General features: G+C 67.8%; 24 protein-coding genes. 10 read left to right on the forward strand and 14 right to left on the reverse strand.

The window, feature by feature from the left end; genetic code table 11:
* Window positions 1-102: 102 nt before the first annotated feature.
* From ACP7AG_RS08350 to ACP7AG_RS08375, 6 genes are all read left to right on the forward strand, one after another.
* Window positions 103-1,440: a cytochrome P450 gene (locus ACP7AG_RS08350; RefSeq protein ID WP_426030492.1), complete on the forward strand. Its 1,338-nt coding sequence runs from the start codon at window positions 103-105 to the stop codon at window positions 1,438-1,440.
* 4 nt (window positions 1,441-1,444) lie between these two features.
* Entirely contained in the window at window positions 1,445-2,560 is a 1,116-nt protein-coding gene (locus ACP7AG_RS08355) for a hypothetical protein (RefSeq protein WP_426030493.1), read from the forward strand.
* Window positions 2,557-3,576: a phosphotransferase family protein gene (locus ACP7AG_RS08360; RefSeq protein ID WP_426030494.1), complete on the forward strand. Its 1,020-nt coding sequence runs from the start codon at window positions 2,557-2,559 to the stop codon at window positions 3,574-3,576. The genes ACP7AG_RS08355 and ACP7AG_RS08360 overlap by 4 nt, the downstream gene beginning before the upstream one ends.
* Window positions 3,576-4,007: a hypothetical protein gene (locus tag ACP7AG_RS08365; protein WP_426030495.1), complete on the forward strand. Its 432-nt coding sequence runs from the start codon at window positions 3,576-3,578 to the stop codon at window positions 4,005-4,007. Before ACP7AG_RS08360 ends, ACP7AG_RS08365 begins: the two co-directional genes overlap by 1 nt.
* A 137-nt stretch (window positions 4,008-4,144) precedes the next feature.
* Window positions 4,145-5,068: an ABC transporter ATP-binding protein gene (locus ACP7AG_RS08370; protein WP_426030496.1), complete on the forward strand. Its 924-nt coding sequence runs from the start codon at window positions 4,145-4,147 to the stop codon at window positions 5,066-5,068.
* The gene (locus ACP7AG_RS08375; RefSeq protein ID WP_426009814.1) at window positions 5,065-5,826 is read left to right on the forward strand and encodes an ABC transporter permease; all 762 of its coding nucleotides are present in this window, start codon (window positions 5,065-5,067) and stop codon (window positions 5,824-5,826) included. The genes ACP7AG_RS08370 and ACP7AG_RS08375 overlap by 4 nt, the downstream gene beginning before the upstream one ends.
* A gap of 55 nt (window positions 5,827-5,881) precedes the next feature.
* On the opposite strand, the gene ACP7AG_RS08380 is transcribed toward ACP7AG_RS08375, so the two are convergent.
* From ACP7AG_RS08380 to ACP7AG_RS08425, 10 genes are all read right to left on the reverse strand, one after another.
* Window positions 5,882-6,193, reverse strand: a complete 312-nt coding sequence (locus ACP7AG_RS08380) for a hypothetical protein (protein WP_426030497.1) — start codon at window positions 6,191-6,193, stop codon at window positions 5,882-5,884.
* A gap of 370 nt (window positions 6,194-6,563) precedes the next feature.
* Window positions 6,564-7,547, reverse strand: a complete 984-nt coding sequence (locus ACP7AG_RS08385) for a type II secretion system F family protein (RefSeq protein ID WP_426030499.1) — start codon at window positions 7,545-7,547, stop codon at window positions 6,564-6,566.
* Between the two features lie 11 nt (window positions 7,548-7,558).
* Entirely contained in the window at window positions 7,559-8,536 is a 978-nt protein-coding gene (locus tag ACP7AG_RS08390) for a type II secretion system F family protein (RefSeq protein ID WP_426009819.1), read from the reverse strand.
* 5 nt (window positions 8,537-8,541) lie between these two features.
* Window positions 8,542-10,053: a CpaF family protein gene (locus ACP7AG_RS08395; protein WP_426030500.1), complete on the reverse strand. Its 1,512-nt coding sequence runs from the start codon at window positions 10,051-10,053 to the stop codon at window positions 8,542-8,544.
* Window positions 10,054-10,056: 3 nt separating this feature from the next.
* Window positions 10,057-11,628 carry an AAA family ATPase gene (locus tag ACP7AG_RS08400; RefSeq protein WP_426009822.1) on the reverse strand — a complete coding sequence of 524 codons (1,572 nt, stop codon included), beginning with the start codon at window positions 11,626-11,628 and terminating at the stop codon, window positions 10,057-10,059.
* Window positions 11,628-12,347 carry a CpaD family pilus assembly protein gene (locus ACP7AG_RS08405; protein ID WP_426030501.1) on the reverse strand — a complete coding sequence of 240 codons (720 nt, stop codon included), beginning with the start codon at window positions 12,345-12,347 and terminating at the stop codon, window positions 11,628-11,630. The genes ACP7AG_RS08400 and ACP7AG_RS08405 overlap by 1 nt, the downstream gene beginning before the upstream one ends.
* Window positions 12,348-12,357: 10 nt before the next feature.
* Window positions 12,358-13,950, reverse strand: coding sequence for a type II and III secretion system protein family protein (locus tag ACP7AG_RS08410; RefSeq protein WP_426030503.1), 1,593 nt, complete (start codon window positions 13,948-13,950; stop codon window positions 12,358-12,360).
* Window positions 13,947-14,834 (reverse strand): Flp pilus assembly protein CpaB, encoded by an 888-nt coding sequence (cpaB, locus tag ACP7AG_RS08415; protein WP_426009827.1) that lies wholly within the window; start codon window positions 14,832-14,834, stop codon window positions 13,947-13,949. The genes ACP7AG_RS08410 and cpaB overlap by 4 nt, the downstream gene beginning before the upstream one ends.
* Before the next feature lie 193 nt (window positions 14,835-15,027).
* Complete coding sequence (locus ACP7AG_RS08420) at window positions 15,028-15,543, reverse strand: A24 family peptidase (protein ID WP_426011261.1); 516 nt, start codon at window positions 15,541-15,543, stop codon at window positions 15,028-15,030.
* 185 nt (window positions 15,544-15,728) lie between these two features.
* Window positions 15,729-15,911 carry a Flp family type IVb pilin gene (locus ACP7AG_RS08425; protein ID WP_426030504.1) on the reverse strand — a complete coding sequence of 61 codons (183 nt, stop codon included), beginning with the start codon at window positions 15,909-15,911 and terminating at the stop codon, window positions 15,729-15,731.
* A gap of 310 nt (window positions 15,912-16,221) precedes the next feature.
* Between ACP7AG_RS08425 and ACP7AG_RS08430 the strand changes: the two genes are divergently transcribed.
* The 3 genes from ACP7AG_RS08430 to ACP7AG_RS08440 all read left to right on the forward strand — a co-directional run bounded on the left by ACP7AG_RS08430 (window position 16,222) and on the right by ACP7AG_RS08440 (window position 17,896).
* Complete coding sequence (locus tag ACP7AG_RS08430) at window positions 16,222-16,635, forward strand: pilus assembly protein N-terminal domain-containing protein (RefSeq protein WP_426030506.1); 414 nt, start codon at window positions 16,222-16,224, stop codon at window positions 16,633-16,635.
* 116 nt (window positions 16,636-16,751) lie between these two features.
* A complete protein-coding gene (locus tag ACP7AG_RS08435) occupies window positions 16,752-17,327 on the forward strand; it encodes a TadE/TadG family type IV pilus assembly protein (protein WP_426009832.1) in 576 nt (191 codons plus the stop codon).
* The gene (locus tag ACP7AG_RS08440) at window positions 17,318-17,896 is read left to right on the forward strand and encodes a TadE/TadG family type IV pilus assembly protein (protein ID WP_426009833.1); all 579 of its coding nucleotides are present in this window, start codon (window positions 17,318-17,320) and stop codon (window positions 17,894-17,896) included. Before ACP7AG_RS08435 ends, ACP7AG_RS08440 begins: the two co-directional genes overlap by 10 nt.
* Before the next feature lie 100 nt (window positions 17,897-17,996).
* On the opposite strand, the gene ACP7AG_RS08445 is transcribed toward ACP7AG_RS08440, so the two are convergent.
* From ACP7AG_RS08445 to ACP7AG_RS08460, 4 genes are all read right to left on the reverse strand, one after another.
* The gene (locus ACP7AG_RS08445) at window positions 17,997-18,776 is read right to left on the reverse strand and encodes an aminotransferase class IV (RefSeq protein ID WP_426030508.1); all 780 of its coding nucleotides are present in this window, start codon (window positions 18,774-18,776) and stop codon (window positions 17,997-17,999) included.
* On the reverse strand, window positions 18,773-20,140 hold the full coding sequence (pabB, locus tag ACP7AG_RS08450; RefSeq protein ID WP_426030543.1) for an aminodeoxychorismate synthase, component I: 1,368 nt from the start codon (window positions 20,138-20,140) through the stop codon (window positions 18,773-18,775). Before pabB ends, ACP7AG_RS08445 begins: the two co-directional genes overlap by 4 nt.
* A gap of 220 nt (window positions 20,141-20,360) precedes the next feature.
* The gene (locus ACP7AG_RS08455) at window positions 20,361-21,800 is read right to left on the reverse strand and encodes an MFS transporter (RefSeq protein ID WP_426030510.1); all 1,440 of its coding nucleotides are present in this window, start codon (window positions 21,798-21,800) and stop codon (window positions 20,361-20,363) included.
* A gap of 94 nt (window positions 21,801-21,894) precedes the next feature.
* Window positions 21,895-22,668 (reverse strand): tyrosine-protein phosphatase, encoded by a 774-nt coding sequence (locus ACP7AG_RS08460; protein WP_426030512.1) that lies wholly within the window; start codon window positions 22,666-22,668, stop codon window positions 21,895-21,897.
* A gap of 74 nt (window positions 22,669-22,742) precedes the next feature.
* On the opposite strand from ACP7AG_RS08460, the gene ACP7AG_RS08465 reads away from it, so the two are divergent.
* Entirely contained in the window at window positions 22,743-23,489 is a 747-nt protein-coding gene (locus ACP7AG_RS08465) for an alpha/beta fold hydrolase (protein WP_426030514.1), read from the forward strand.
* Window positions 23,490-23,587 lie beyond the last annotated feature (98 nt).

Consider the following 23,587-nt stretch of genomic DNA (forward strand, 5'->3'; position numbering starts at 1 on the left):
CTTCACAACGCCAGTCGATTGACACGACACCTGTCGTCTGAACTACTTCGCGCTTAGCCACGCGGCGCAGTTCGCGGGTCCAGATGGGAAGGAACGCAGGCCATGCAGCTTGTCAGCGAGACCGCGACCGACGGCATAGCCGGACCCGGCGCGCCCACGATCTTCCCCATTCTGGACGGCGTCGATCTGTCGGACATCGCCCAGTTCACCCAGGGCCAGCCTTACGGCGACTACGCCCGGATGCGGGCCCAGGCCCCGGTGATGTGGCACGCCGAGCCCTATGGCGGCCCCGGTTTCTGGGCGATCACCCGCCATGCCGACGTCATGGCGGTCAACGGCGACCCGACCACCTTCTCGTCGCGCAAGGGCGGCATACTGATGGCGCACGGCGACCCGCAGAAGCGCCACGCCCTGCTCTATCGCGCCTCGATGGACACCATGATCAATCTCGACGCGCCAGAGCACCTGCAGCTGCGCCGCGAGCACATGCCCTATTTCACCCCCTCCTATCTGCGAGGCGTCACCGAGGCGGTGCGGGCCGAGGTCGGCCGGCTGCTGGACAAGATGGCGCCCTTGGGTCGCTGCGACCTGGTTGAAAACTTCTCGTCGCACCTGCCGCTGTTCACCCTGTGCGAGATCCTCGGTGTGCCGGCTGAGGACCGCGGCAAGTTCCTCAAGTGGATGCACTATCTGGAGATGGCCCAAGACCTGGCGCTGAAACAGGCCACCGCCCCGATCACCCCGACCTTGGAGCTGATGCAGTTCGTCCAGGACTTCAACATCAATGTCGAGGAGATGTTCGACTACGGCCGCACCATGCTTCACAAGCGCCGGCTGGATCCGCAGCAGGACCTGATGAGCGCCATCGCCCGCGCTCAGGTCGATGGCCAGTTGCTGAGCGATGAGTATCTGGACGGCTCGTGGCTGCTGATCGTCTTCGCCGGCAACGACACCACCCGCAACACCCTGTCGGGGGCGATGAAGCTGCTGACCGAGTTTCCGGATCAGAAGGCCCGGCTAATCGCCGACCCGTCGCTGATGGGTGGGGCGGTGAATGAATTTATCCGCATGGTCAGCCCGGTGATCTACATGCGCCGCACGGCGACGCGGGACGCCGAGATCGCCGGCCAAACCATCCGCGAGGGCGAGAAGGTGGTGATGTACTACGGCGCGGCCAACCGCGACGAGACGGCGTTCCCCGATCCTGACCGGCTCGACATCACCCGGCCCAACGCCGACAAGCACATCGCCTTCGGCTACGGCCCCCACACCTGCATCGGCAAGCGGGTGGCGCAGATCCAGCTGGAAGAGGCCTACCGCCAGATCCTGGCCCGCTTCCCCGACATCCACGCCACCGGCGAGATGACCATCGCCCCCAACAACTTCGTCCACGCCATCAGCAAGCTGGAGGTCGCCTTCACGCCGGGCGGGCGGGCCTAGGGTCATGCTGACCCGGGGCGACGACTACCCGATCCACCAGACGGCCGAGCCGGTGGCCTTTGCGGGGACGGACCGCAATTTCTACGACCGGTATTTCTTCAACGGCTATGAGGCGGCCAATAGTGGGGAGGGGGGCGACGGCGACAGCTTCTTCGCCGCCGCCTTCGGGGTCTATCCGCACCTCAACATCGCCGACGCCGCCTTCTGCTGGATGAAGGACGGCCGGCAGGTGAACCTGCACGCCAGCCGCTGGCTGGAGATGGAGCGGATGGACCTCAACGTCGGTCCGATCACCATCCAGGTGCTGGAACCGCTGCGCCGCCTGCGGATCAGCGTCGAGGCGCCGGACCAGGGCGTGCGGGCCGAACTCACCTTCGAGGGTCGCTCGTTCCCGATCGAGGAACCGCGCTTCACGCGCCGGATCGGGCCGCGCACCCTGCTGGACTATACCCGCCTGACCCAGAACGGCCGCTACAGCGGCTGGATCGAGGTGGATGGCCAGCGGCATGACCTGGACGGCTTCGTCGGTACTCGCGATCGCTCGTGGGGCGTGCGGCCGATCGGCGCCCGCGATCCGCAGGAGCTGGCCCCGGCCGCCCCACCGCAGTTCTTCTGGCTGTGGACGCCATGCGTCTTTCCCGACGGCGACCTGTTCTTCCACACCAATGACGACGAGCTCGGCCGCCCCTGGAACCGCCGGGCGGTCTGGGCGCCGCTGGGGTCGGGACGCGGCGAGGCGCTCGACTTCCACGCGGTGGGTTACGATGTCGACTGGCGATCCGGCTCGCGACATGCAGCGCGTGGCACGCTGAAACTCGAGGGCGGCGGCGAAGTCACGATCGAGCCGCTGGCCGAGTTCTTCATGCTGGGCCTGGGCTATGGCCATCCCGTCTGGGGCCACGGCCTGAACCACGGCAAGCTGAAGATCGAGCGCGAGGACTTCGTGCTGGCCGATCTGGACCGCGCCCTGCCCTATCACCTGCACGTCCAGGCCCTTTCGAAAGTGACCTACACCAGCGCCGATGGCGCCACCCGGGTCGGGCGCGGCGTGTTCGAACAGTTGGTGCTGGGACCGCACGCGCCATCGGGGTTCAAGAGCATCCTGGACATGGCTCCATGAGCCTGGCTGACCAGTTGGAAACCTACCTCACCGACCTGTGGGGCGCCCCGACCACGGTGACGAACCTGTCGCGCATCCCCGGCGGGGCCAGCCGCGAGACCTACCGGCTGGACGCCCAAATTGCTGGGGAGACGGGCGGCGCCACGCGCGGCCTGATCCTGCGCCGCGATCCGACCGGCAGCCTGATCGACACCGACCGGCGGCTGGAGTTCCTGGCCTACCGCACCGTCCACGGCCATGTGCCCGTTCCCGAGGCGATCGTCCTGGAAGAGGATGGCGGCGTGTTGGAGCGGCCGTTCTTCCTGATGGAGCGGATCGACGGGGGCATCGTCGCCTCGCCCTTCGCCGGAGATCCCTATGGCGCTCACGCCAAGGGGCTGGGCGAGCAGTTCTTCACCACCCTGGGCAAACTGGCCGCGCTGGATCACGAAAACGCGCCGATCCGCGAGGCGGCCGAACTGCCGGCGTCCGAGGATTGTTGGCGCATCGCGCTCGACCAGTGGTCCACCGTCATCGAGGCCGACGAGCAGCATCCGCAGCCAATCGTCCGCGCCGCAATCCGCCACCTGCGCCGCAATCCGCCGCCACCGGCCCAGCGGATCACCATCGTCCATGGCGATTACCGGACCGGCAACTTCATGCACGACGGGGCGGGTCAGATCCTGGCGATCCTCGACTGGGAGATGGCCCATCTAGGCGACCCGATCGAGGATCTGGGCTGGGCCTTCGACCCGCTTTGGAACCACTTCGACGAGACGCGGGTCAGCGGGCTGATCTCGCAGGCCGAGGCGATCGCCCTGTGGGAAGCGGGAAGCGGGCTGACGGTCGATCCCGCCGCCCTGGCCTGGTGGTCGTTGTTCAACGCCGTCAAGGGCCAGGCGATCTGGACCTCGGCGGCCAAGGAGTATAGCGACGGCGGCTTCGTCGATCCGATCCTGGCCATTTCCGGCTGGTACACCGCCCGGCGCCATGACCTGATCCTGGCCGAGCGGCTGGCCGCGTTGGAGGGCTTCTGATGACCCCCGCCCTCCCCGACATCCTGCGCGGCAATTTCATGTGCCTGGCGATCCCCGCGCCGCCCGAGTCCCAGGGCGAGTTCATGACCGGCCGGGTCGGGGTGATCGCCTTGCTGTCGCTGCTGGCCGCCCAGGAGGTCGAGCGGGGAACCCAGGCCAGGGTCTGGGAAAATAACGCCATCGCGGCGGTGCTGGCCGAGGCCGGTGAGGTCTATGGCGTCCAATGTGCCGAAGTCGCGGCGATCGGCCCCGTCGACCTTTCGTTGGAAGCCCTCGACCGCGCCAACGCCGCGCTGCGCCGAGGCCTGATCGCCCTGCATGAGGCGGTGGAGAACGCCAGCGACCTGGCGCGGCATCGGACGATCGTGGCGCTGTACGGCGAGATGGCCGAGCGGCGGAGGCTGGACCTGCCGCCCTTGCCGGCCCGATAGAGCCACCGCCTTGCCATGCGGGGGAGAAGAAACTTCCGCTCATATCCCCCATGAGCCCTAGCCAAGCTGCCCGCCCTGCCCCATCTGGCTCGGGCGGTCCAGGTTCCAGGGCGGGACGGCCGCAGCCCAGGGGCCTCATGCCAATCATATCCGTTTCCGGTCTGACCAAGACCTACAAGTCGGGGCACCAGGCCCTGAAGACCATCGATCTCGAGATTCGCCAGGGCGAGATCTTCGCCCTGCTCGGACCCAACGGGGCCGGCAAGACCACACTGATCAGCATCATCTGCGGCATCGTCAATCCCAGCACCGGTACGGTGCTGGCCGACGGCCACGACGTGGTGAAGGACTATCGCGCGGCCCGCGCCAAGATCGGCCTGGTGCCGCAGGAGTTGAACACCGACGCCTTCGAGACCGTCTGGGCCACCACCCGGTTCAGCCGGGGCCTGTTCGGCAAGGCGCCCAACGACGCCCATATCGAGAAGGTGCTGCGCGACCTGTCTCTGTGGGACAAGAAGGACGCTAAGATCATGACGCTGTCCGGCGGCATGAAGCGGCGGGTGATGATCGCCAAGGCCCTGAGCCACGAGCCGACCATCCTGTTTCTCGACGAGCCCACCGCCGGGGTCGATGTCGAGCTGCGGCGCGACATGTGGGTGATGGTGAGAAAGCTGCGCGAGAGCGGCGTCACCATCATCCTGACCACTCATTATATCGAGGAGGCCGAGGAGATGGCCGACCGGATCGGGGTGATCAGCAAGGGCGAGATCATCCTAATCGAGGACAAGAATGTGCTGATGCGCAAGCTGGGCAAGAAGCAGCTGACGCTTCAGTTGCAAAGCCCGCTGGAAGCCCTCCCCGCCAAGCTGTCGGACTACGCCCTGGAGCTGGCGGCCGACGGCCACGAGCTGATCTACACCTTCGACGCCCAGGCCGAGGAGACCGGCATCGCCGGCCTGCTGCGCCGCCTCTCCGAGGAGGGCGTCGACTTCAAGGACCTGCACACCAGCCAGAGCTCGCTGGAAGACATCTTCGTCAGCCTGGTGAGGGACGGCCAATGAACATTCACGCCGTCAAGTCCATCTACCGCTTCGAGATGGCCCGCTGGTTCCGCACCCTGGCCCAGAGCGTGATCTCGCCGGTGCTGTCGACCTCGCTGTATTTCGTGGTGTTCGGCTCGGCGATCGGCTCGCGGATGCAGGCCATCGACGGGGTCAGCTACGCGGCCTTCATCGTGCCCGGCCTGATCATGCTGTCGCTGCTGGGCGAAAGCATCTCCAACGCCTCGTTCGGCATCTACATGCCAAAATGGGCGGGCACGATCTATGAGCTGCTGTCGGCCCCGGTGTCGTGGATCGAGACCGTCACCGGCTATGTCGGGGCGGCGGCGACCAAGTCGGTGTGCCTCGGTTTGCTGATCCTGGCCACGGCGCGGATCTTCGTGCCCTACGAGATCCTTCACCCGTTCTGGATGCTGGGATTCCTGATCCTGACCGCCATCACCTTCAGCCTGTTCGGCTTTGTGATCGGGGTCTGGGCCGACGACTTCCAGAAGCTGCAGATCGTTCCGGCCCTGGTCGTCACCCCCCTGACCTTCCTGGGCGGCAGCTTCTATTCGATCAGCATGCTGCCCCCGATCTGGCAGAAGATCACCCTGTTCAACCCGGTGGTCTATCTGGTCAGCGGCTTCCGCTGGAGCTTCTACGGCGTGTCGGACATCGGCGTGGGCGTCAGCTTCGGCGCGACCCTGTGCTTCATGGGCGTCTGCCTGGCGGCGGTGTGGTGGGTGTTCAAGACGGGGTACCGGCTGAAGACGTAAGGGGCCGGAAACCGAATGGGGACACGCACATGTGCGTGTCCCCAGCCGCGCCCGACTACTTCAAGGCGCCGTCTTGCAATGCATTGGTGGCAACGCAAATCCCTAGAAATTCCTTGGGATGATGTAGCACCATCGAACGGTTCAGCCTGCGGTATGCAGCAATCTGCTCCATCGCTCGCGACCGGTTCAACGAAGTCTGCGAGTTTAGAATATTGGCGTTCGCCGACTTGGTGCAGTCGACGCCAGGCGTGGTGATAAACGACCCCATTTCAGGATCGATCTCGCGGACGGAGATGATCCGAAGACGAGGATCTAACTGACTGTTATCCGCCCTTGTCAGCATCGGCATACAAAGGCCAGTCATCATCAGCGCCCCGAGTGTCCAGGTCCGCAACCCACGCATCGTCACCGCACCGTCAGCACCGACCCGTCGATCCCGACCACCATCACCCGCTGACCCGTCGCCGCCGGAAAAAGCCCCAAGGTCGCCATCATCGCCGTCGCCCGCCGCATGCTCGGCATCCTCATCGCCTTGCTGCGAACAGGCTAGACCTGGGACCCGCAAGACGTCAGCTGAACACCGTTGCCCATCCGACGGCTTCTCCCGCAAGGGGAGAAGGGACGCCCGCTCGGCTAGAGCATTTCCCGACCTGACTGCGTCATGCCGTGAGCTCTAATCTTCTGTTTTGACACATTTTTCTTCACGCGAACCGGAACCACTTCGCTCGAAAAATGCTCTAGCTGGCCTTGCTCTTGGCCATGGCGTCCATGATGTTCATCGCTGCGGGGCCCATGATCACGATGAACAGCACGGGCAGGAAGAACAGGATCATCGGCACGGTCAGCTTGGCCGGCAAGGCCGAGGCCTTCTTCTCGGCCGCCGAAAGCCGCAAATCGCGGTTTTCCTTGGCCATAACGCGCAGGGCGGTGCCCAGCGGGGTGCCGTAGCGCTCGGCCTGGATCATCGCCGTGACCACCGAGCGGATGCCCGGGTGATTGGTCCGCCGCGCCAGGCCCTCATAGGCCAGGCGCCGTTCGGGCAGATAGCTGAGCTCGGCGGTCAGCAGGCCCAGTTCCTCGGCCAGCTCGATCGAGGCGCCGCCGACCTCCGAGCCGACCTTGGCGATGGCCGCCTCGATGGACATCCCGCTTTCGACGCAGATCAGCATCAGGTCGAGCGCGTCCGGAAAGGCCCCCACGATCGATTCGCGGCGCTTCTGGGCGATGTTCTGGATGTAGAGGTTGGGGGCGTAGTAACCCGCCGTCAGGGCGGCGAAACAGGCGGCGATCTTCTGGACCGGCAGCAGGTCGAAATCGTTGATCACATAGAGATAGAAGGCCGTCACCACCGCGAAGGCGAACGGCATCACGAAGCGGAAGAAGTAGAAGGTCGAGACCGGCTTTGGGCCGCGAAAGCCGGCCTGGGCCAGCTTGTCGACAACCTTGGGGTCTTCCAGCAGCCGCGACAGCTGCAGGCGGTCGACGACGTTCTTGTACATGCCCTCGTCGGTGTGACGCAGGGTGGAGCCGCCGCCCTTCTGGGACAGGGCCTCGCGCGAACGGCGGCGCAGCTCCTCGCGGCGATTGGCCACCGACTTCAGTCGGCTCTCGAGGCCGTTGTTGCTGAGCATCGGCGCAGTCAGGGTGACGACGGTGGCGAACACCACGATCGCGATGAACGCGCTCAGGATATTCGAGGGGTTGGTCAGCATCTCGATCATGGTGGCCTCCCCTAGAACTTGAAATTGATCATCTTGCGCATCACCAAGATGCCGATGGCCATCACCACGCCCGCCACCAGCAGCATCAGATGCCCGCGCGGGTCAGTGAACATCGGGGCCATGTAGCTGGGCGCCGTAATCGAGATCAGGGCCACCACACCGGGCGGCAGGCAGCCGATGATCACGGCCGAGGCCACGGCTTCGGCCGACAGGGCCTTGATCTTTTCGCCCATCAGCTTTCGCGCCCGCAGCACGGTCGACAGATTGCCCAGGGCCTCGGCCAGGTTGCCGCCGGTCTTGGACTGGATCGCCAGCACGATGGTGAAGAACCGCAGCTCGTTGGTCGGCATGCGCTCGTGCATGCGCTCCAGCGCCTGATCCATGCTCATGCCCATGCCGACATTCTCGGTCAGGGCGCGGAACTCGCCGGCCAGGGGCTCGGTGCATTCCTTGCCGATGACCTTCAGGCAGTCATGGACGGGCAAGCCGGACTTGATGCCGCGCACGATGATGTCGATGGCGTCGGGAAAGGCCCCGGTGAACTTCTTGGTCCGCATCTTGCCCATCGTGCCGAGCACCCAGCGCGGCAGGCCAAAGCCGGCGGCGAAGGCGGCGCCCAAGGCGATCAGGGGCATCTGGCGAAGCAGGATCAAGGTCAGGCCGGCGAACAGGCCAACCACGCCGCTGATGATGTAGAAATTGCGCGGATTGTCGCCCAGACCCGCAGCGCGCAGACGGGCCGCTATGCTCAGCGACGCCTTCTTCTTTTGCTGGTCCTGTTCCTTCAGCGTCTTGAGGATCGCCCTGCGGCGCGCCTCGGGCGTGTTGGCCATGACCTTGGCGCGGGCTGCGGCCGTCTGCCGCTCGCCACCGGCGATGATCTGGGCGCGCTTGACGGCCTTGGCTGAGCTGTTGTCGCCGCCGGCGAACACGAAGCCAAGGCCCGCGATGGTGATGAAGCCCAGAACGCCGGCCAGGATGAACAGCATCGGCCCTACTCCGCCGCGTCGAGGGCTTCGGCCAGCTCGCGCTCCAGGCCGTAATAGCGGGCGCGGTCCCAGAAGCGGGGCCTGCCGATACCTGTGGAGCGGTGCTTGCCGATGACGTTGCCGTCGGCGTCCTCGCCGCTGATCTCGTAGACGAACAGGTCCTGGGTGACGATCACGTCGCCTTCAAGACCAACCACCTCGGTGATGTGGGTGATGCGGCGCGAGCCGTCGCGCAGGCGGGCGGCCTGGACGATGACGTCGATCGAGCCGACGATCATCTCCTTGATGGTCTTCGACGGCAGGCCGTAGCCGCCCATGGTGATCATGCTCTCGATCCGGCTGATCGCCTCGCGCGGGCTGTTGGCGTGCAGCGTGCCCATCGAGCCGTCGTGGCCGGTGTTCATGGCCTGCAGCAGGTCGAACGCTTCCGGTCCGCGGACTTCGCCGACGATGATCCGCTCGGGACGCATCCGCAGACAGTTCTTGACCAGATCGCGCATGGTCACCGCGCCCGAGCCTTCCAGGTTGGGCGGCCGGGTTTCCAGGCGCACCACGTGCGGCTGCTGCAGCTGCAGCTCGGCGGCGTCCTCGCAGGTCACCACCCGCTCGGTCGGGTCGATGAAGGCGGTCAGGGTGTTGAGCAGGGTCGTCTTGCCCGAGCCCGTACCGCCCGAGATGACGATGTTGCAGCGACAGGCGCCGATGACGCCCAGAACCCGCGCCCCTTCCGGGCTGATCGACGCGTAGTCGACCAGGTTCTTCATCGTCAGCTTGTCCTTCTTGAACTTCCGGATGGTCAGGGTGGGACCATCCAGCGCAAGCGGGGGCGCGATGACGTTGACGCGGCTGCCGTCGGGCAGGCGGGCGTCGCAGATCGGGCTGCTCTCGTCGACCCGGCGGCCGACCTGGCTGACGATCCGCTGGCAGATGTTCATCAGCTGCATGTTGTCGCGGAAGCGCACATTGGTCAGCTGGACCTTGCCGCCGACCTCGATGAACACCCGGTGGGCGCCATTGACCATGATGTCGGCGATGTCGTCGCGGGCCAGCAGGGGCTCCAGCGGGCCATAGCCGAGGACGTCGTTGATGATGTCCTGGACCAGGTGCTCCTGCTCGGAGACCGACATCGAGACATTCTTGATCGCCACGAGCTCGGCGACGATGTCGCGGATCTCTTCGGCCGCCGCCTTCAGGTCCAGCTGCGCCAGCTGGCTCAGGTCGATGGTGTTGAGCAGGGCGTTGAAGATCGTGGTCTTCGTGGCGTGGTAATAGTCGCTCTGCTCGCGGACCACCTGGGTGGTGGGCGGCGCGCCCTGGGCGGCGCGCAGCTGTTCCAGGCCGTTTGTTGACTTGGGGCCAGCGGCCTTGGCCGGCGCGGGCGTCGGCGCGTGGACGCGTTCCTCGATGACGATCGGCTCGACGCGCTGGGGGCGCGTGGCGATGGCCGGTCCGTCCGCCGAGACGGGCGGCGGCGCGTGATCTTCCCGAACGGCGGCCTGGTCGCGCTTGCCGAACATGCCCTACTTCTTCTTGAACAGGCCGGAGAGCACGGAGGCCTTCTGGGCCACCGGCGGCTCGCGGCGGCTGATGAGGCGCGCCAGATGATCGATGCCCTCGGCGGCCTTGGACTTCGGGGCCACCTCGCCCACCATCTGGCCATTGTTGGCGGCCAGGCCGAACGACTTGGGGTCGAAGGGCAGAACCAGCGACGGCGTTAGGCCCAGGGCCTCGCCGAAATCCTTGACCGGGATTTCGGGACGGCCTGGCACGCCGACCTGGTTGAGCACCAGGCGCGGCGGGGCGTCATTGGGGCGGGCCTGGCGGACCAGGTCGATGATGTTCTTGGCGTTGCGCAGGCTGGCTAGGTCAGGCGTGGCCACCACCACCAGGTCGTCGCTGGCGATCAGCACCCGGCGGGTCCAGGCCGACCAGCTGTGCGGCAGGTCCAGCGCCACGAAGGGCGCGGCGCTGCGGATCTTCTGGGTGACCTCCTCGAAGACGTCGGCGCTGATCTCGTAGTCCTGGTCCAGGGTGGCCGGCGCGGCGAACAGCGACAGACGGTCGCCGCAGCGAACCATCATCCGGTCCATCAGCACGGCGTCCAGGCGGTCGGGCTGGCCCAGCGCGTCGATGACGCCCTGCAACGGGTCCTGGTTGAAGTCCAGCCCGGCGGTGCCGAACGGCAGGTCCAGATCGACCAGCACCGTGGCGGCCTGCATGCGCTCGGCCATCGACCAGGCGAAATTGTGGGCCAGGGTCGAGGACCCGACGCCGCCCTTGGCGCCGACGAAGGCGATCTGCCGGCCGACGAAGGGCGCGGACGGGTCGGCATACAGGTTGGACACCGCCCGGATGATCTGCAGCGGCCCCTGCGGCTGGGTCAGATATTCGCTTACCCCGCGGCGCATCAGCTCGCGATACAGAGCGATGTCGTTGGTCTGGCCGATCACCACGACCTTGGTGCCCGGGTCGCAAACCTGGGCCAGGCCGTCGAGCAGGGCCAGCATGCGTGGCGCGGCGTCCAGGCTCTCGACCAGCACCAGCGAGGGCGTGGACTGGTTCTGATAATAGTCGACGGCCGCTTCCAGTCCGCCGGGATGGGCGATGGTCGAGGCGCGAGCCATGCGGCGGTCGGCCGAGGCGGCCTCCACCAGGGCGGCGGTCTCGGGGCGGGCGCAGAAGGCGTGGATGGTGATGCGCGGCACGGCCGCCTCGCCCATGTCGGCCTCGGTCACGGCGACGACCTCGTGGGCCAGATCGCGGGCGGTCAGGGACGGCGCGGGCGTGGGCATGGCCGGGGGGGCGATCGGCGGTGGGCTGGACTCCGCGATCGGCTCGGCGAGGGCGACGGGCGACGCCGCCGGGGCGGCGGGCGTGTTGGGCGCGGCGGGCGGCGGCAGGTCGAGGAACGGCGAGGCCGCGGGCTCGCTCGCGCTCGCGCTTGTGCCAGGGCGGGCTGGCGGGAAGTCGGCGAACGGGTCGTCGCTGGTCGAACGCGGGGCCGGCGCGACGCGCCAGGGGTCGGCGCCCGGCGCGGCGAACTCGTCGTCGGCCTCGAAGCCCAGGTCGAAAGGATCGTCGCGCGAGGTCATCAGTTGACCGCTTTCGAAACGACGCCGGTGGCCTGGTCGTCCTTGGCCGACGAGGTGACCTCGCCCTTGCGATACTTGCCGAACACGTCGTCCCGGCGCTGGGCGCTGGCCGGCGTGCTGTCGCGCGGCCGCAGCAGGTCCTCGGGATTGGCCAACTGGGCCGCCATGTTGGCTGTCACGGCGCAGCCGAAGTTCTCGTAGGGCTTGTTGTCCTTGGTGGCGGTGACGTTGTTCCATTCGCCGCATTGCGGAACCGAGGCGTGATAGCGCAGGAACCCGACCTTCAGCGGCGCGCCTGGCGTCGCGCCGGCGTCGTAGCCGACGATACGCACCGCAGTCGCGGGGGCGCCCATCGCCACCAGCCGCTGGCGAGCGGCGAAGGCCATGTTGCCGGCGACGCCAGAGTCTGGACCGCCCACCGGGGCGCTGACCACGATTTCGCGGCCCTCGGCCTCGCGCCAGCGGGCCAACAGTCCATCGACGGCCAGGGCCTGGTTGGGCGACAGGCCGTCGGCGTGAGGGACCAACAGCACCTCGTCGGGCCGGGAATCGACCTGCACGCGGCTGGCCCACTGCTCGGTGTCGGTGCGCGGGGCCTGCGCCAGGTCAGGCTTGTCGCCCGGCGCGGCGCAGGCGCTCAGCAGCGCCAGGACCAGGCCAGTCGCGGCGAGCTTGCCGAGCGTCGGAGGCGTTAGCCGATGAAGATGGGGTCGCGTCATGTCCGCGTTCTCACTCGATCACATAGCCGACGGGGCCCTGATAGGCGCGCCCCGCATTGGCGCCGGCCGGCGCCTTGACCACCTTGTTGAGCCGGCCCAGCAGGACCGTGCTCATGTCGCTCGCCGTCTGCAGGCCGTCGGCCGGGGTCTGCAGGTTCTGGGGCTTGGTCGGGTCGACGATGTAGGGGGTGATGATGATCACCAGCTCGGTCTCGCCGTCGAGATAGTCGCGCGACCGGAACAACGAGCCGAGGATCGGCAGGCTGGTCATGCCGGGCAGGGCGTCGATGTTCTGCTTGGTCTGTTGCTGCAGCAGTCCGGCGATCATCAGCGAACCGCCCGAGGGCAGCTCGACCGTGGTCTCGGCCCGGCGCACGGTCAGGCCCGGTACGACCAGGGCCGCGCCGGCGGTGGAAGAGGCCAGGGTGAAAGCCCCCAGGCTGCTCAGTTCCGAAACCTCGGTGGATAGTTTCAGCGAGATGCGGCCGCTCGACATCACGATGGGCGTGTAGCCCAGGCCCACGCCGTAGGGCTTGAATTCGATGGAGACCTTGCCCGAGCTGTCCTGACCGGTCGGCACCGGAAACTCGCCGCCAACCAGGAACTTGCCGGCCTCGCCCGACACCACGGTCAGGTTTGGCTCGGCCAGGGTGCGCACCAGGCCGACACGCTCGAAGGCCTGCAGCATGCCGGTCCCCGAATTCAGGCCCGGGCTACCGGCTCGACCAATGCCGACACAGTTGGCGGCGTTGGTGCGGTCACGCACGATGCTGCTGTCGCAACCGGCTGGAGACGAGGCCAAGGGCTGTTTAGTGGTGTCCAGCTTGTAGCCGCCGGTCAGCCCGCCAAGCAGCGAACCGTTGACACCATAGGTCGGGCTGAAGCCGAACCCGTATTGCGCCTCGCCCAGCTGACCCAGCACGGCGTTGGCGTTGAAACCCAGCTGCTTGATGATGTTGCGCTGCACCTCGACGATGCGGACCTTGAGCATCACCTGGTCCTTGCCGGCGATGGTCAGCATGTTCAGCACGTTTTCGGGCTTGGCCACGAACTGGGTCGCGATCTGCGAGGCCATGCTCGCCTCGCTGGCGTTGGCGACCATGCCGGTCAGGATCACGCTGTCGCGGATCGGCTCGACGCGGATGTCGGCGGCGGGCAGCACGCGGCGCAAGGTGGCTTCGAGCGCGCCGGCGTCCTGGCTGATGGTGATGTTCAGCGCCAGGATCCGGCGGCCGGCGGCGTCGAAGAATACCGCGTCGGTCGTGCCCTCGGTCATGCCCAGCACATAGATGCGGCGCGGGCTGCGCAGCACGGCGTCGGCCACCAGCGGATTGGTCACCAGCATGTCGCGCACATCGACCGGCAGTTCGACGATCGCCGACTTGCCCCGGGGCAAGGTCAGGTTCTGGCTGCCTGGTCCGGCGGTGAGGTCGATGCGCAGCACCCGGTCAGCGGGCGGCGTCATGATCGGAGCCGACGGCGCGGCGCGGGCGGTAGTCCGGTAGGTGTGGGTGCCGCCCACCGGGCCGTCGGCCAGGGCCCCGGTCACCGGCCCCAGGGCCAGGGCGGCGACGAGGGAGGCGGAGAGGAACCGGCGGATCATGGGCGGACCGAGATGTTGGAGGTCTCGCCGCCGCGATTGATGCGGACGACGTTCGACTCTTCGGAGCGGGCGGCGATCCCGGAGGGACCGCCCAGGTCGGTATAGGCGCGCAGGACCAGGGTGACTGGACCGGCGGCCTTGGCCTTGGTCAGGGCCTCGGCGTCGAACGGGCCGACCTCGAGGGTGGCGGTGGAGGCCACGATGGTCTTGGCGTCCTTCTCGGCCGTCGTGCTCTGGTCGAGGGCGAGCACGCGGACGTTCTGGAGGACGGTTTCGGCGATCGTCTGCTTGCCGCTGGCGCCGCCCTCGCCCGTGCTGCGGGCGTCGCGGATCTGCAGGACGTCCACCCGGTCGCCCGGCAGGACAAAGCCGGCGACCGCGGTCTCGGAGGTGATCGGCACCGACATGGCCCGCTTGCCGGGCGACAGGACCACCGAGAGGTAGCCGCCTTCGCCGCCGCGCACGATCTTGCGGGGGGTGATGGGTTCGCCGGCCAGGATCGGGTCGCGCACGATCGCGCCCTCGATGGCCTTTTCGGGCGTGACGCCGCCGATCATGCCCTGGGCCACGGTGTCCATGGCCTTGGCGGCCTTGTCGGAAACCTTGGTCACGGGCGGCGGGGCCGCGCCGTTGGTGATGAAGGCGGCGTTGATGGCTCCGGTCGGCCAGGCCTGCCAGGTGACGTCGGCGGCGGTCAGGCGGTCACCGATCGCCAGGTCGCGCTTGGCCACCAGCACCTGGGTCATGGCGCGGTCCAGCGTCGGCGCGGCCTGGGCCACGGGCGCGACGTCCTTCTTGCCGCCCATCGCCTTCTGCAGGACCACAGCCAGGCCGATGGCCGACACGGCGGCGATCAGAACGATCATGACGCGAAGAGGATTCATGCGAGGCGGCTCTGGCGACGGGGGTACAGGTCGGGGCGAGCCGCCTTCAGGCGATCACGCACGAATCGTCGAACGGCCTTTCTGGCCACGCTCCATGCTCGCGCGGCCATGGTTAACAGCGACTAAAGGGGGAGGGTCGAAAGGCCCGATGGGCGGCGCGACAGGCTGACGCGGGGCGGATCTGGCCGTCGGATCATCCTGCGCCCACGGCCTGGGCAAGCGCGCCCTGAGGGAAGGTCACCAGGGCGCCCACCGCTATGGCCACGCCATAGGGAATGTCGCCGCCCTGCGCGCCCAGCTTGCGCACCCAGGGCGGGCTGCCGGCCAGCACCGGTTCGAACCAGCCCGAGCGCAGGCTCAGCAGGCCCAGGGTCAGCACCCCGCCGGCCATGCCGGTGATCAGCATGAAGGGCAGCGCTGCAGGCCAGCCCAGCCACAGGGTGGCGGCCGCGAACAGCTTGGCGTCGCCGCCGCCGATCCAGCCGGCCGCGAACATTCCCATGCCGGCCGCCAGCGCCGCGACTCCCGCCGCCGCGCACAGGCCGATAGTCGCCAGGGACGCGCCGCTGGCGAACGCCGCCGGCGCGAAGGCCACGATCAGGGCCAGCGAAATCCAGTTGGGAATGGTGAAGCTGGTGGCATCCTTCAGCGCGGCCACGACGACCAGGGCGGGAAAGATCAGCAACAGGGCGAACTGGAAGGTTTGCATGGCGGCGGCCTGTGTCATCCGGTGTTCTGGAACGCTCGATCAAACGACAATCTGCCCCGATCCCGTGAAGCAATGGTTTCCGCCCCACGCTTTCGTCGGGCGAGGTGGCCGCCGACCTGGGTCGCGGACATGAAAAAAGGGCCCCGGCGTTTCCGCCGAGGCCCTCTTTTTTCGAGAGGCGCGTCTTACTTCGCGGCGTTAGCCGTGGTCACCGTGGTGTTCATCTTGGTGAAGGTGGCCTTCAGGGTGCCGCCGAGCGAGGTGACGACGCTGGCGATGACGACGGCGATCAGAGCAACGATCAGGCCGTATTCGATGGCGGTCGCGCCGGATTCATCGGCGACAAAGCGGGTGACAAACTTCGACATGGTGGCTCTCCTGGTCAGTAAGGATCTGGGCTCTCCAAGCCGTGTCGACTTGCTAACCCCTGAAAACACGATCAATTTGCCGCACCCCGCTTAATAGTCAGTAAACATCAGATAGTTTCCCAGATATTTCTGATGGTTTATTTAGGTTTACCATTATCAACTCTTAACTATACGATATCCGCGAGGGCGAAAACTCCTTATCCGGCAACGGTTTCTGGAATATCGGGAAGATTACGGAAGTACTGTTCTTAGGTCTTTATTGACCATTCCGGACCATTTTAGAGATCGCACCATCCTGGAAAGAATGACCATGCGCCGCCTACCCCTCGCCTTTTGCGTCTGTCTCAGCCTGCTGGCGGGCGTCGCCAGCGCCCAGCCCCTGGCCGGACAATCCCGAACCTTGTCGATCGGCGACGGCGAGGCCGTCCGCATCACCCTGTCGGGTCCGGTGCGCGACATCGTGGTCGGCGATCCCCAGGTGGCCGATGTCAGCTTGGTCAACGACCGCACCTTGGTGGTGATGGGCAAGAAGCCGGGCGCGACCACCCTCCTGGCTTTCGACGCCGGCGGCCACACCCTTGCCGACCGCCAGGTGATGGTCACCGAAGCCTCCAGCGAGGCCGTCATCGTCCAGCGCGGCGTGGTGGCGTCGATCTATGCCTGCGGCGACCGCTGCTCCAAGTTGGGCGCCGCCGCCGCCGCCCCCGCCCCCGCTCACCCGTAAGGATACACGCGCGGGCGCGCTTGAAACCTTTTCAGGTCCCTAAACCAGTGATTAGGGACGCCGAGCCTAGAGTGTCGCGCCTCTCTTGATGAGAAGGCGCTGACGCGGACGCCATCATGGCCGATCACGACCGAAAAAGCCGCCCTGCCCCGCGCGCCCCCAAGGGCCTGCTGCGCCGCTTCGCGCGGGCTCATGACGGCGCGACAGCGGTCGAGTTCGCCTTTGTGTCCATTCCTTTCCTGGTGCTGGTGTTCGCCATCCTGGAACTGGGCGTCACCTTCATGGTGTCCCTGACCCTGGAAGCCGGCCTCAGCAACATGGACCGCACGATCCGGACCGGGGAACTTCAGTCCACCGGCGGCACCGCCGCGACCTTCAAGGCGCAGGTTTGCGAGCAGATGTCGTGGCTCGGCTCGGGCTGCGCCTCGGCGCTCCACGTGGATGTTCGCGCCCTGCCGTCCTTCGGCGCCACGGGCGCCGCCACGGCGCCCAACCTGGCCAAGACCTGCTGGGATCCGGGCGGCCCCGGCTCGATCGTGCTGGTGCGCGCCTATTACAAATGGCCGATCATGACCCCTCTGCTGCAAGACGCCGTAGCCGGCGATCCTGGCGATCGCATGGTGACCTATTCGGCGGTCTTCACCAACGAGCCCTATTCGGACACCCCAGCCGCGAGCGTCAAATGCCCGTAGTGAACCAGCCCCCGTCCCGGCCCCGCGCTCGCCCCAACCTCACCGCCTTCTGGCGTGACCGTCGCGGCGCCTCGGCGGTGGAGTTCGCCTTCATCGCGCCCGTGCTGCTGCTGTTCTATTGCGGCATGGCCGAACTGACCGAGGCGATGCTGGCCCAGCGTCGCCTCATCCTCGTCGCATCGTCGATCGGCGACATCGTGGCGCGCGACACCCAACTGACCGACGCGCGGCGCACCGACGTCTTCAAGGTCGGCGGCGTGCTGATAGCTCCGTTTCCGTCAACCTCGCTGCGCATGTGCCTGGTCAGCGTCCTGTCCGACACCAAGGGCAAGGACACCGTGGACTGGTCAGAGCCTTACAACGCCCCGGTAAACTGCCCGACCAAGGGCACGGTGCTCACCGATATTCCCGACAGCGTGCTGCCGGCCAATCAGAGCGTCATCATGAGCAAGTCCAGCTACGACTACGACTCGCCCATCAAGCTGGTGTCGCCCGACACCATCACCTTCCGCCGGACCTTCTATTTGCGGCCCAGGCTGTCGGCGAGCGTCGTTCGCGTCAAGAGCTAGAGCATTTTTCGAGCGAAGTGGTTCCGGTTCGCGTGAAGAAAAACGTGTCAAAACAGAAGATTAGAGCCCACGGCATGACGCAGTCAGGTCGGGAAATGCTCTAGACCCCAGCCCGCAGCCGCGTGACCAGATCGTGCGGGGCGTAGAGACGGCCCTCGAAGCGGCTGACCGGCCGGACGCCGATCAGGCTGTTGGTGAGGAAGGCCGCTTCGGCGTCTTCCAGGACCTCGGCGCTGGCGGCGACCACCGCCGTCTCGACGCCCAGGGCGGCGGCCTGGTTCAGCACGCGGGCCCGCGTGATCCCGTTCAGCACGCCGCAGCTCAGGGCGGGGGTGAATAGCTTGCCGCCGGTGATCCAGAACAGGTTGGCGGCCGAGGCGCAGGCCAGGTCGCCGCGATTGTTGAGCATCACCGCCTCGTCGACCCCCGCCGCCCGCGCCTCGGCCCGGGCCAGCACGTTGTCGAGATAGGACAGGGTCTTCAGCCGCGAGGCGGGCGAGCCCTCGTTGCGGCGGGTCTTGGCCAGGATCAGCGCCGCCGGCGTCGAGACCGGCTGCGTCGCGGCGGCGCGGGCGACCAGGCGGATCTCCGGCGCGTCCGGGCGGTCCAGGCCGCGACCGCCGGAACCGGCGGTCAGGGTCAGGCGCACGGCGGCCCGGCCGGTCTCGACGCCCGCTTGCCCCGGCGCGGCCCGGCACAGGCGCGCGGCCTCGTCGCGGTCCAGCGGCGGCAAGCCCAGGGTCTCGCAACCGGTGGCCAAGCGGTCGAGGTGGGCGTCGAGGCAGCGCAGCTCGCCGTCGAGCCACAGCAGGGTCTCGAACAGACCGTCGCCCAGCAGCAGGCCACGGTCATCGCCAGGCACAGGAGGAGGCGGGATCATCGACGGGGCTCCTCCAGCAAGGCGCGACGCAGGGCGGCGAACTTGGCCTCGGTCTCCAGGCGTTCGGCGTGGGGATCGCTGTCGGCGACGATGCCGGCCCCGGCGCGCGCCTCGAAGCTCCAGCCCTCACCTCCTTCTCCAAGGGCGTCCTGCTCCAGCCCGACGGTGCGGATCAGCACGCTGGACTCGAAGGCGCCATCGACACCCGCCCAGAACAGCGAGCCGCAATAGGGGCCGCGGGGGGCCTCCAGCTCTGAAATAACGCGCATGGCCTGGACCTTGGGCGCGCCGGTGATCGAACCCGGCGGAAAGGCCGCGCGCAGCAGGTCGGCGGCGGTCAATCCGGTCGCCAGCTTGCCGGTCACCGTCGAGACCAGGTGGTGGACATTGGCGAAGGTCTCGACCTTGAACAGCTCCGGCACGGCGACGCTGCCGGGCGGGCTGACCCGCGCCAGGTCGTTGCGCATCAGGTCGACGATCATCAGGTTCTCGGCCCGATCCTTGGCGCTGGCCGACAGCTCGGCGATCAGTCGCGCGTCCTCGGCCTGGTCGGCGCCGCGCGGCCGGGTGCCCTTGATCGGCCGAGTCTCGATGGTCAGATCGCCGCCGCCGTCCCTGGCGTTCACCTTCAGGAAACGCTCCGGCGAGTTGGAGACCATGGCCCGGCCCGGCAAACGCAGATAGGCCGAGAACGGCGCGGGGCTGACTGATCGCAGCTGGGTGAACAGGTCATAGGGATTTGCGCCCGTCGCCAGCCGCCCGGTCCAGACGCGGGCGATATTGGCCTGGAAGATTTCCCCGCCGTGGATGCGCTCGACCACCTGGGCCACCGCCGTCTCATAGGCCGCGCCGTCGCTCTCGATCAGGGCCTCGCACAGCGGGCCGTCGTGCTCAGCCGGCGTCGGCGCTTCAAGCCAGCCCAGGGCCGCCTCGGCCTTGGCGCGGGCGAAGCCGTGCGAGCCGCCCCGGCCGATCGCCAGCACCCGCCGCTGCAGGTGGTCGAAGGCCAGCAGGGCCGGATAGCGGGCGCAGGCCAGGTCGGGCCAGCCGGTGCGCTTCAAGCCCAGGGGCTCGACCCGGTCGCCCAGTTCGTAGCTGGCCAGGCCGACAACGCCGCCCTGGAACGGCGGGCCGTCGGGCTCCACCGCCTGGGGCGGACCGATCAGCTCGGCCAGGGCCGTGAACGGGTCGCGCGGATCATCCCCCGCCAGCACCAGCGTGGCGTCCGGATCGCGCAGCAGATAGGACCAGCGCCCGCCCTGGCCGCCCGAGATCATCGCGCCGGCGAAGGGCTCGTCGCGCCACGGGGCCGCAGCCCAGACCGGGTCGCGCCAGGGAGCGCTGATAAGGACGACATGCCGCATCGGCGGGTGATACCGCCGCTCGGCGTTCGACGCCATGGGGCAGCGCGGAAGCACGGCTTCGGTCGAGCCCCGCCACCGCTTTCGTCTTCCCGACGACGGTCTGGACCCAGATCCCAGGCGGTGTGGAGGATTGGAGACGCTCAGAGCTCTTGGCGTCAGCCTCAAGCGCCTTTCATGTGGGCCCCGGCCTGCGCCGGGGAGACGGGCAAGACCTAATCCCTCACGCCTCCCGCTCGCCGCCCTTGACCAGGAACAGCACCAGGAAACCCAGCAGCAGCAGGACGGCGATCGGCAGGAAGCCGGCCACTTGGCTGTGGAAGATCGCCGTGACCAGGGCGACCAGCAGCGAGCCCAGCCAGGCCGTGGCCGTACCCGACAGGGCATAGAGGCCGAAAAAGGCGGCGGTCTTGTCGGGCGGGCACAGGCGGATCAGCAAGGTGCGGCTCGAGGCGTATTGGGCGGTGACGAACACCGCGATCATCAGGCCCAGGGCCAGATATATCAGCTCCGGCGCGGTGCGGAAGAATGGTCCGTTCCAGATCGGCGCATGGGCGGCCGGGTCATAGGTCCAGAAGAACAGGATCTTTTCGCGCCCCATGCCGAGGGTGGCGATCAGCATGATCAGGGCCCCGGCGATCTCGACCTGCACCGCCTTGCGCGGCCCGAGCGTGCGGTCCAGCCACGGCGCGATCAGCCCGCCCAGCACCGCGAAGACGCTCAGCGAGATGCCGTAGGCCAGCATCTCAAGCGCGCCCCAGCGCATCAGGCCCGCCGCGAACAGCCCGCCGAAGATCAGCAGTGCGGTCATGCCGTCGCAATAGAGCATCCGCCCGCCCAGATAGGTGGCGATGTCCTTGTGGCCCTTCAGATTGCCGAAGGTGTCGCGCAGCAGGGCGACGCCGGCCTTCATGCTGCCCGTCCAGCTGCGGCCGGTGCGGGCGGCGTCGGGGGTCCACAGGAAGAACGGGATGGCGCCCAGCAGCATCACCGCCGCCGCCATCGGGCCGGAGATCCGGCTGGGCTCGTTCTTGGCGGGGTCAAGCCCGAACAGCGGCGCGTGCGGCACGCCCGGCCAGTCCACCTGGCCCGGCAGCACCATGCCCCACAGCATGAACACCAGCAGCGCCACCGACAGGCCGTTGGCCATGGCGTAACCGAGGCCCGAGATCAGGGCGGCGCGACCGGGGATCCCGGCGGCGGCCCGGCCCAGCAGCGAATTGCTCAGCACATCGCCCCAATTATAGACCACCCCCAGCACCACCAGGACGGCGCTGATGACCATCAGCGGCAGGCCACCGGTCGGCATGGCCCACCACAGGGCGCAGAGCATCGGGACCATCACCGCCAGCACGACACCCAGCATCGGCTTGCGCGGCCCATATTGCTCGATCATCGCCCCCAGGAACGGGCAGGTCAGGGCGGTCAGCAAGCCATAGATCGTCGAGATATTGGCCACCAGGGCCTGGCCCTTGACAGGATCGCCGACCAGCACCCGCGAGAAGTAGGGCGAGAAGATGTAGATGGTGATCAGGATCACATAGGGGTCCCGCGCTCCCTGCTGGAGGATCCAGGCCAGGGCGCCGCGCGACAGCTTGGTGTTCGGCGGCGCGACCGGATCGCCTTCCGAGGGGACCGCAGCGGCGGCCGAGAACTCACTCATGCGGTATCACACCCTCGTCGAAGCGGTCACCCTCTTGCGCGGCGACTTGACGGAAGCGTGGCGGTTAAACGCGCGTTTGTCACCTTCGTTGTCGCTACAGCAGAATATGCGCCCGCACGGCCTCGCGGCCCGCCGCGTCGAGCCCGAGCGCCTGTTCCAGATAGCCGTCGATCGAACCGTATTGCGCCTTCATCTCCGCTATGGCCGTGGCCAGATAGTCGGCTTCGACGCCCATGGCGGTGCGGATCGCCGCGTCGGACGGACGCCGGCCGGTGGCCTCCTCGAGGATGGCGGCGAACTTCGGACCTCGGCGGACGAAGCGCTCCTCGTTGTTGGTCAGCAGATAGTCGTCGATGACGTCGTCGTCGGACACCCCGGCCACGTGATGGGTCAGGGCGGCGAGCAGGCCGGTGCGGTCCTTGCCGGCCGCGCAGTGGATCAGCACCGGGCCACGCGCGGCGGCCAAGGCCTGGAAATAGCGCTGGAACAGGTCCAGGTGGCGTTCCTTGAACGGCGCGCGACGATAATATTCGACCAGATAGTCGCGGATCGAGCCGGCCGACAGGTCCGAGCCGCGCAGGAAGGTGTGCCACGGATCTTCGCCCGTCACGCCCAGGTCGTTGTCGATCACCTGGGCGGTGAAACCGTCCCAGCGCCGCGAGGGGTCGCGCTTGCGCTCGTTGGGGCGGCGCAGATCGACGATGGTGGTGATCTCCAGGCCGGCCACGGCCGCGAGGTCGTCGTCGGTGGCCTCCGCCTGGTGGGCGGCGCGGAACAGCAAGCCCTTTTTCAGCCGGCCCACGCCTGCGGCGTAGTCGCCGAAATCGCGGAAGTTCTCGATGCCTTGCAGGGGGATGTGACGGGTCATGGCGGTGTGTTAGCGCCTGGAGGTGCCGAAAGCGAGACACTGGACGGCGGGATGGGGCGGGCTAAGCTGCCCGCATGACCGACCTCCACCGCTTCCAGAGTTTCGACGGCGTTTCCATCGGCTATCGCACGCTCGGGGAAGGCTGGCCGACCTTGCTGCTGCACGGTTTCCTGGCCAGCGCCGAGAGCAACTGGTTCCTGCCGGGCATCGCCGCCGCCATCGCCGCCGCCGGCCGCAAGGTGATCGCCCCGGACCTGCGCGGCCACGGCCGCTCGGACGCCCCCACCGATCCGGCCGCCTGGCCCGGCGACGTGCTGGCCCGCGACCAGGAGGCGCTGATCGCCCACCTGCACCTGACCGACTACGACTTGGTCGGCTATTCGCTGGGCGCGCGGACGGCGGTGCGGATGCTGGCGCGCGGGGCGCGGCCGAGGAGGCTGGTCCTGGGCGGCATGGGCGACAGTGGGCTGGTGGCCGCCGGCGCGCGGGCGGCGATGTTCGAAGACAGCATCCGCCACGGTGAGTTGGCCCAGGACCCACGGGCCGGCCGCCGGGTGCAGGCGATGATGGCGGCCGGCGGGCTGAAGCCCGAGGCCATGCTGGGCGTGCTGGCGTCGTTCGTCGCAACCTCGGCCGAGGCGATCGCCGCGATCGAGGTTCCGACCCTGGTGGTGGCGGGAGCGCGCGACGACAACGGCTCGGCCGAGGGGCTGGCGGCGATGATGCTGGACGCGCGCACGGTGCGGGTTCCGGGCGATCACCTGAGCGCGGTGATGGAGCCGGCGCTGGCGGAGGCCGTGGTGGGATTTTTGGGGGAATAGCGCGGCGGCGCACTTGCCCCCTCCAGGCGACTACGTCGCCTTGCGCGAGGCTCCGCCCCCTATGGGGCGGACAGACCGCGAAGCGGTCAGGTGGGGGC

The sequence above is a fragment of the Caulobacter sp. DWP3-1-3b2 genome (genome assembly GCF_049896325.1).
In the GTDB taxonomy this organism is placed as follows: Bacteria; Pseudomonadota; Alphaproteobacteria; order Caulobacterales; family Caulobacteraceae; genus Caulobacter.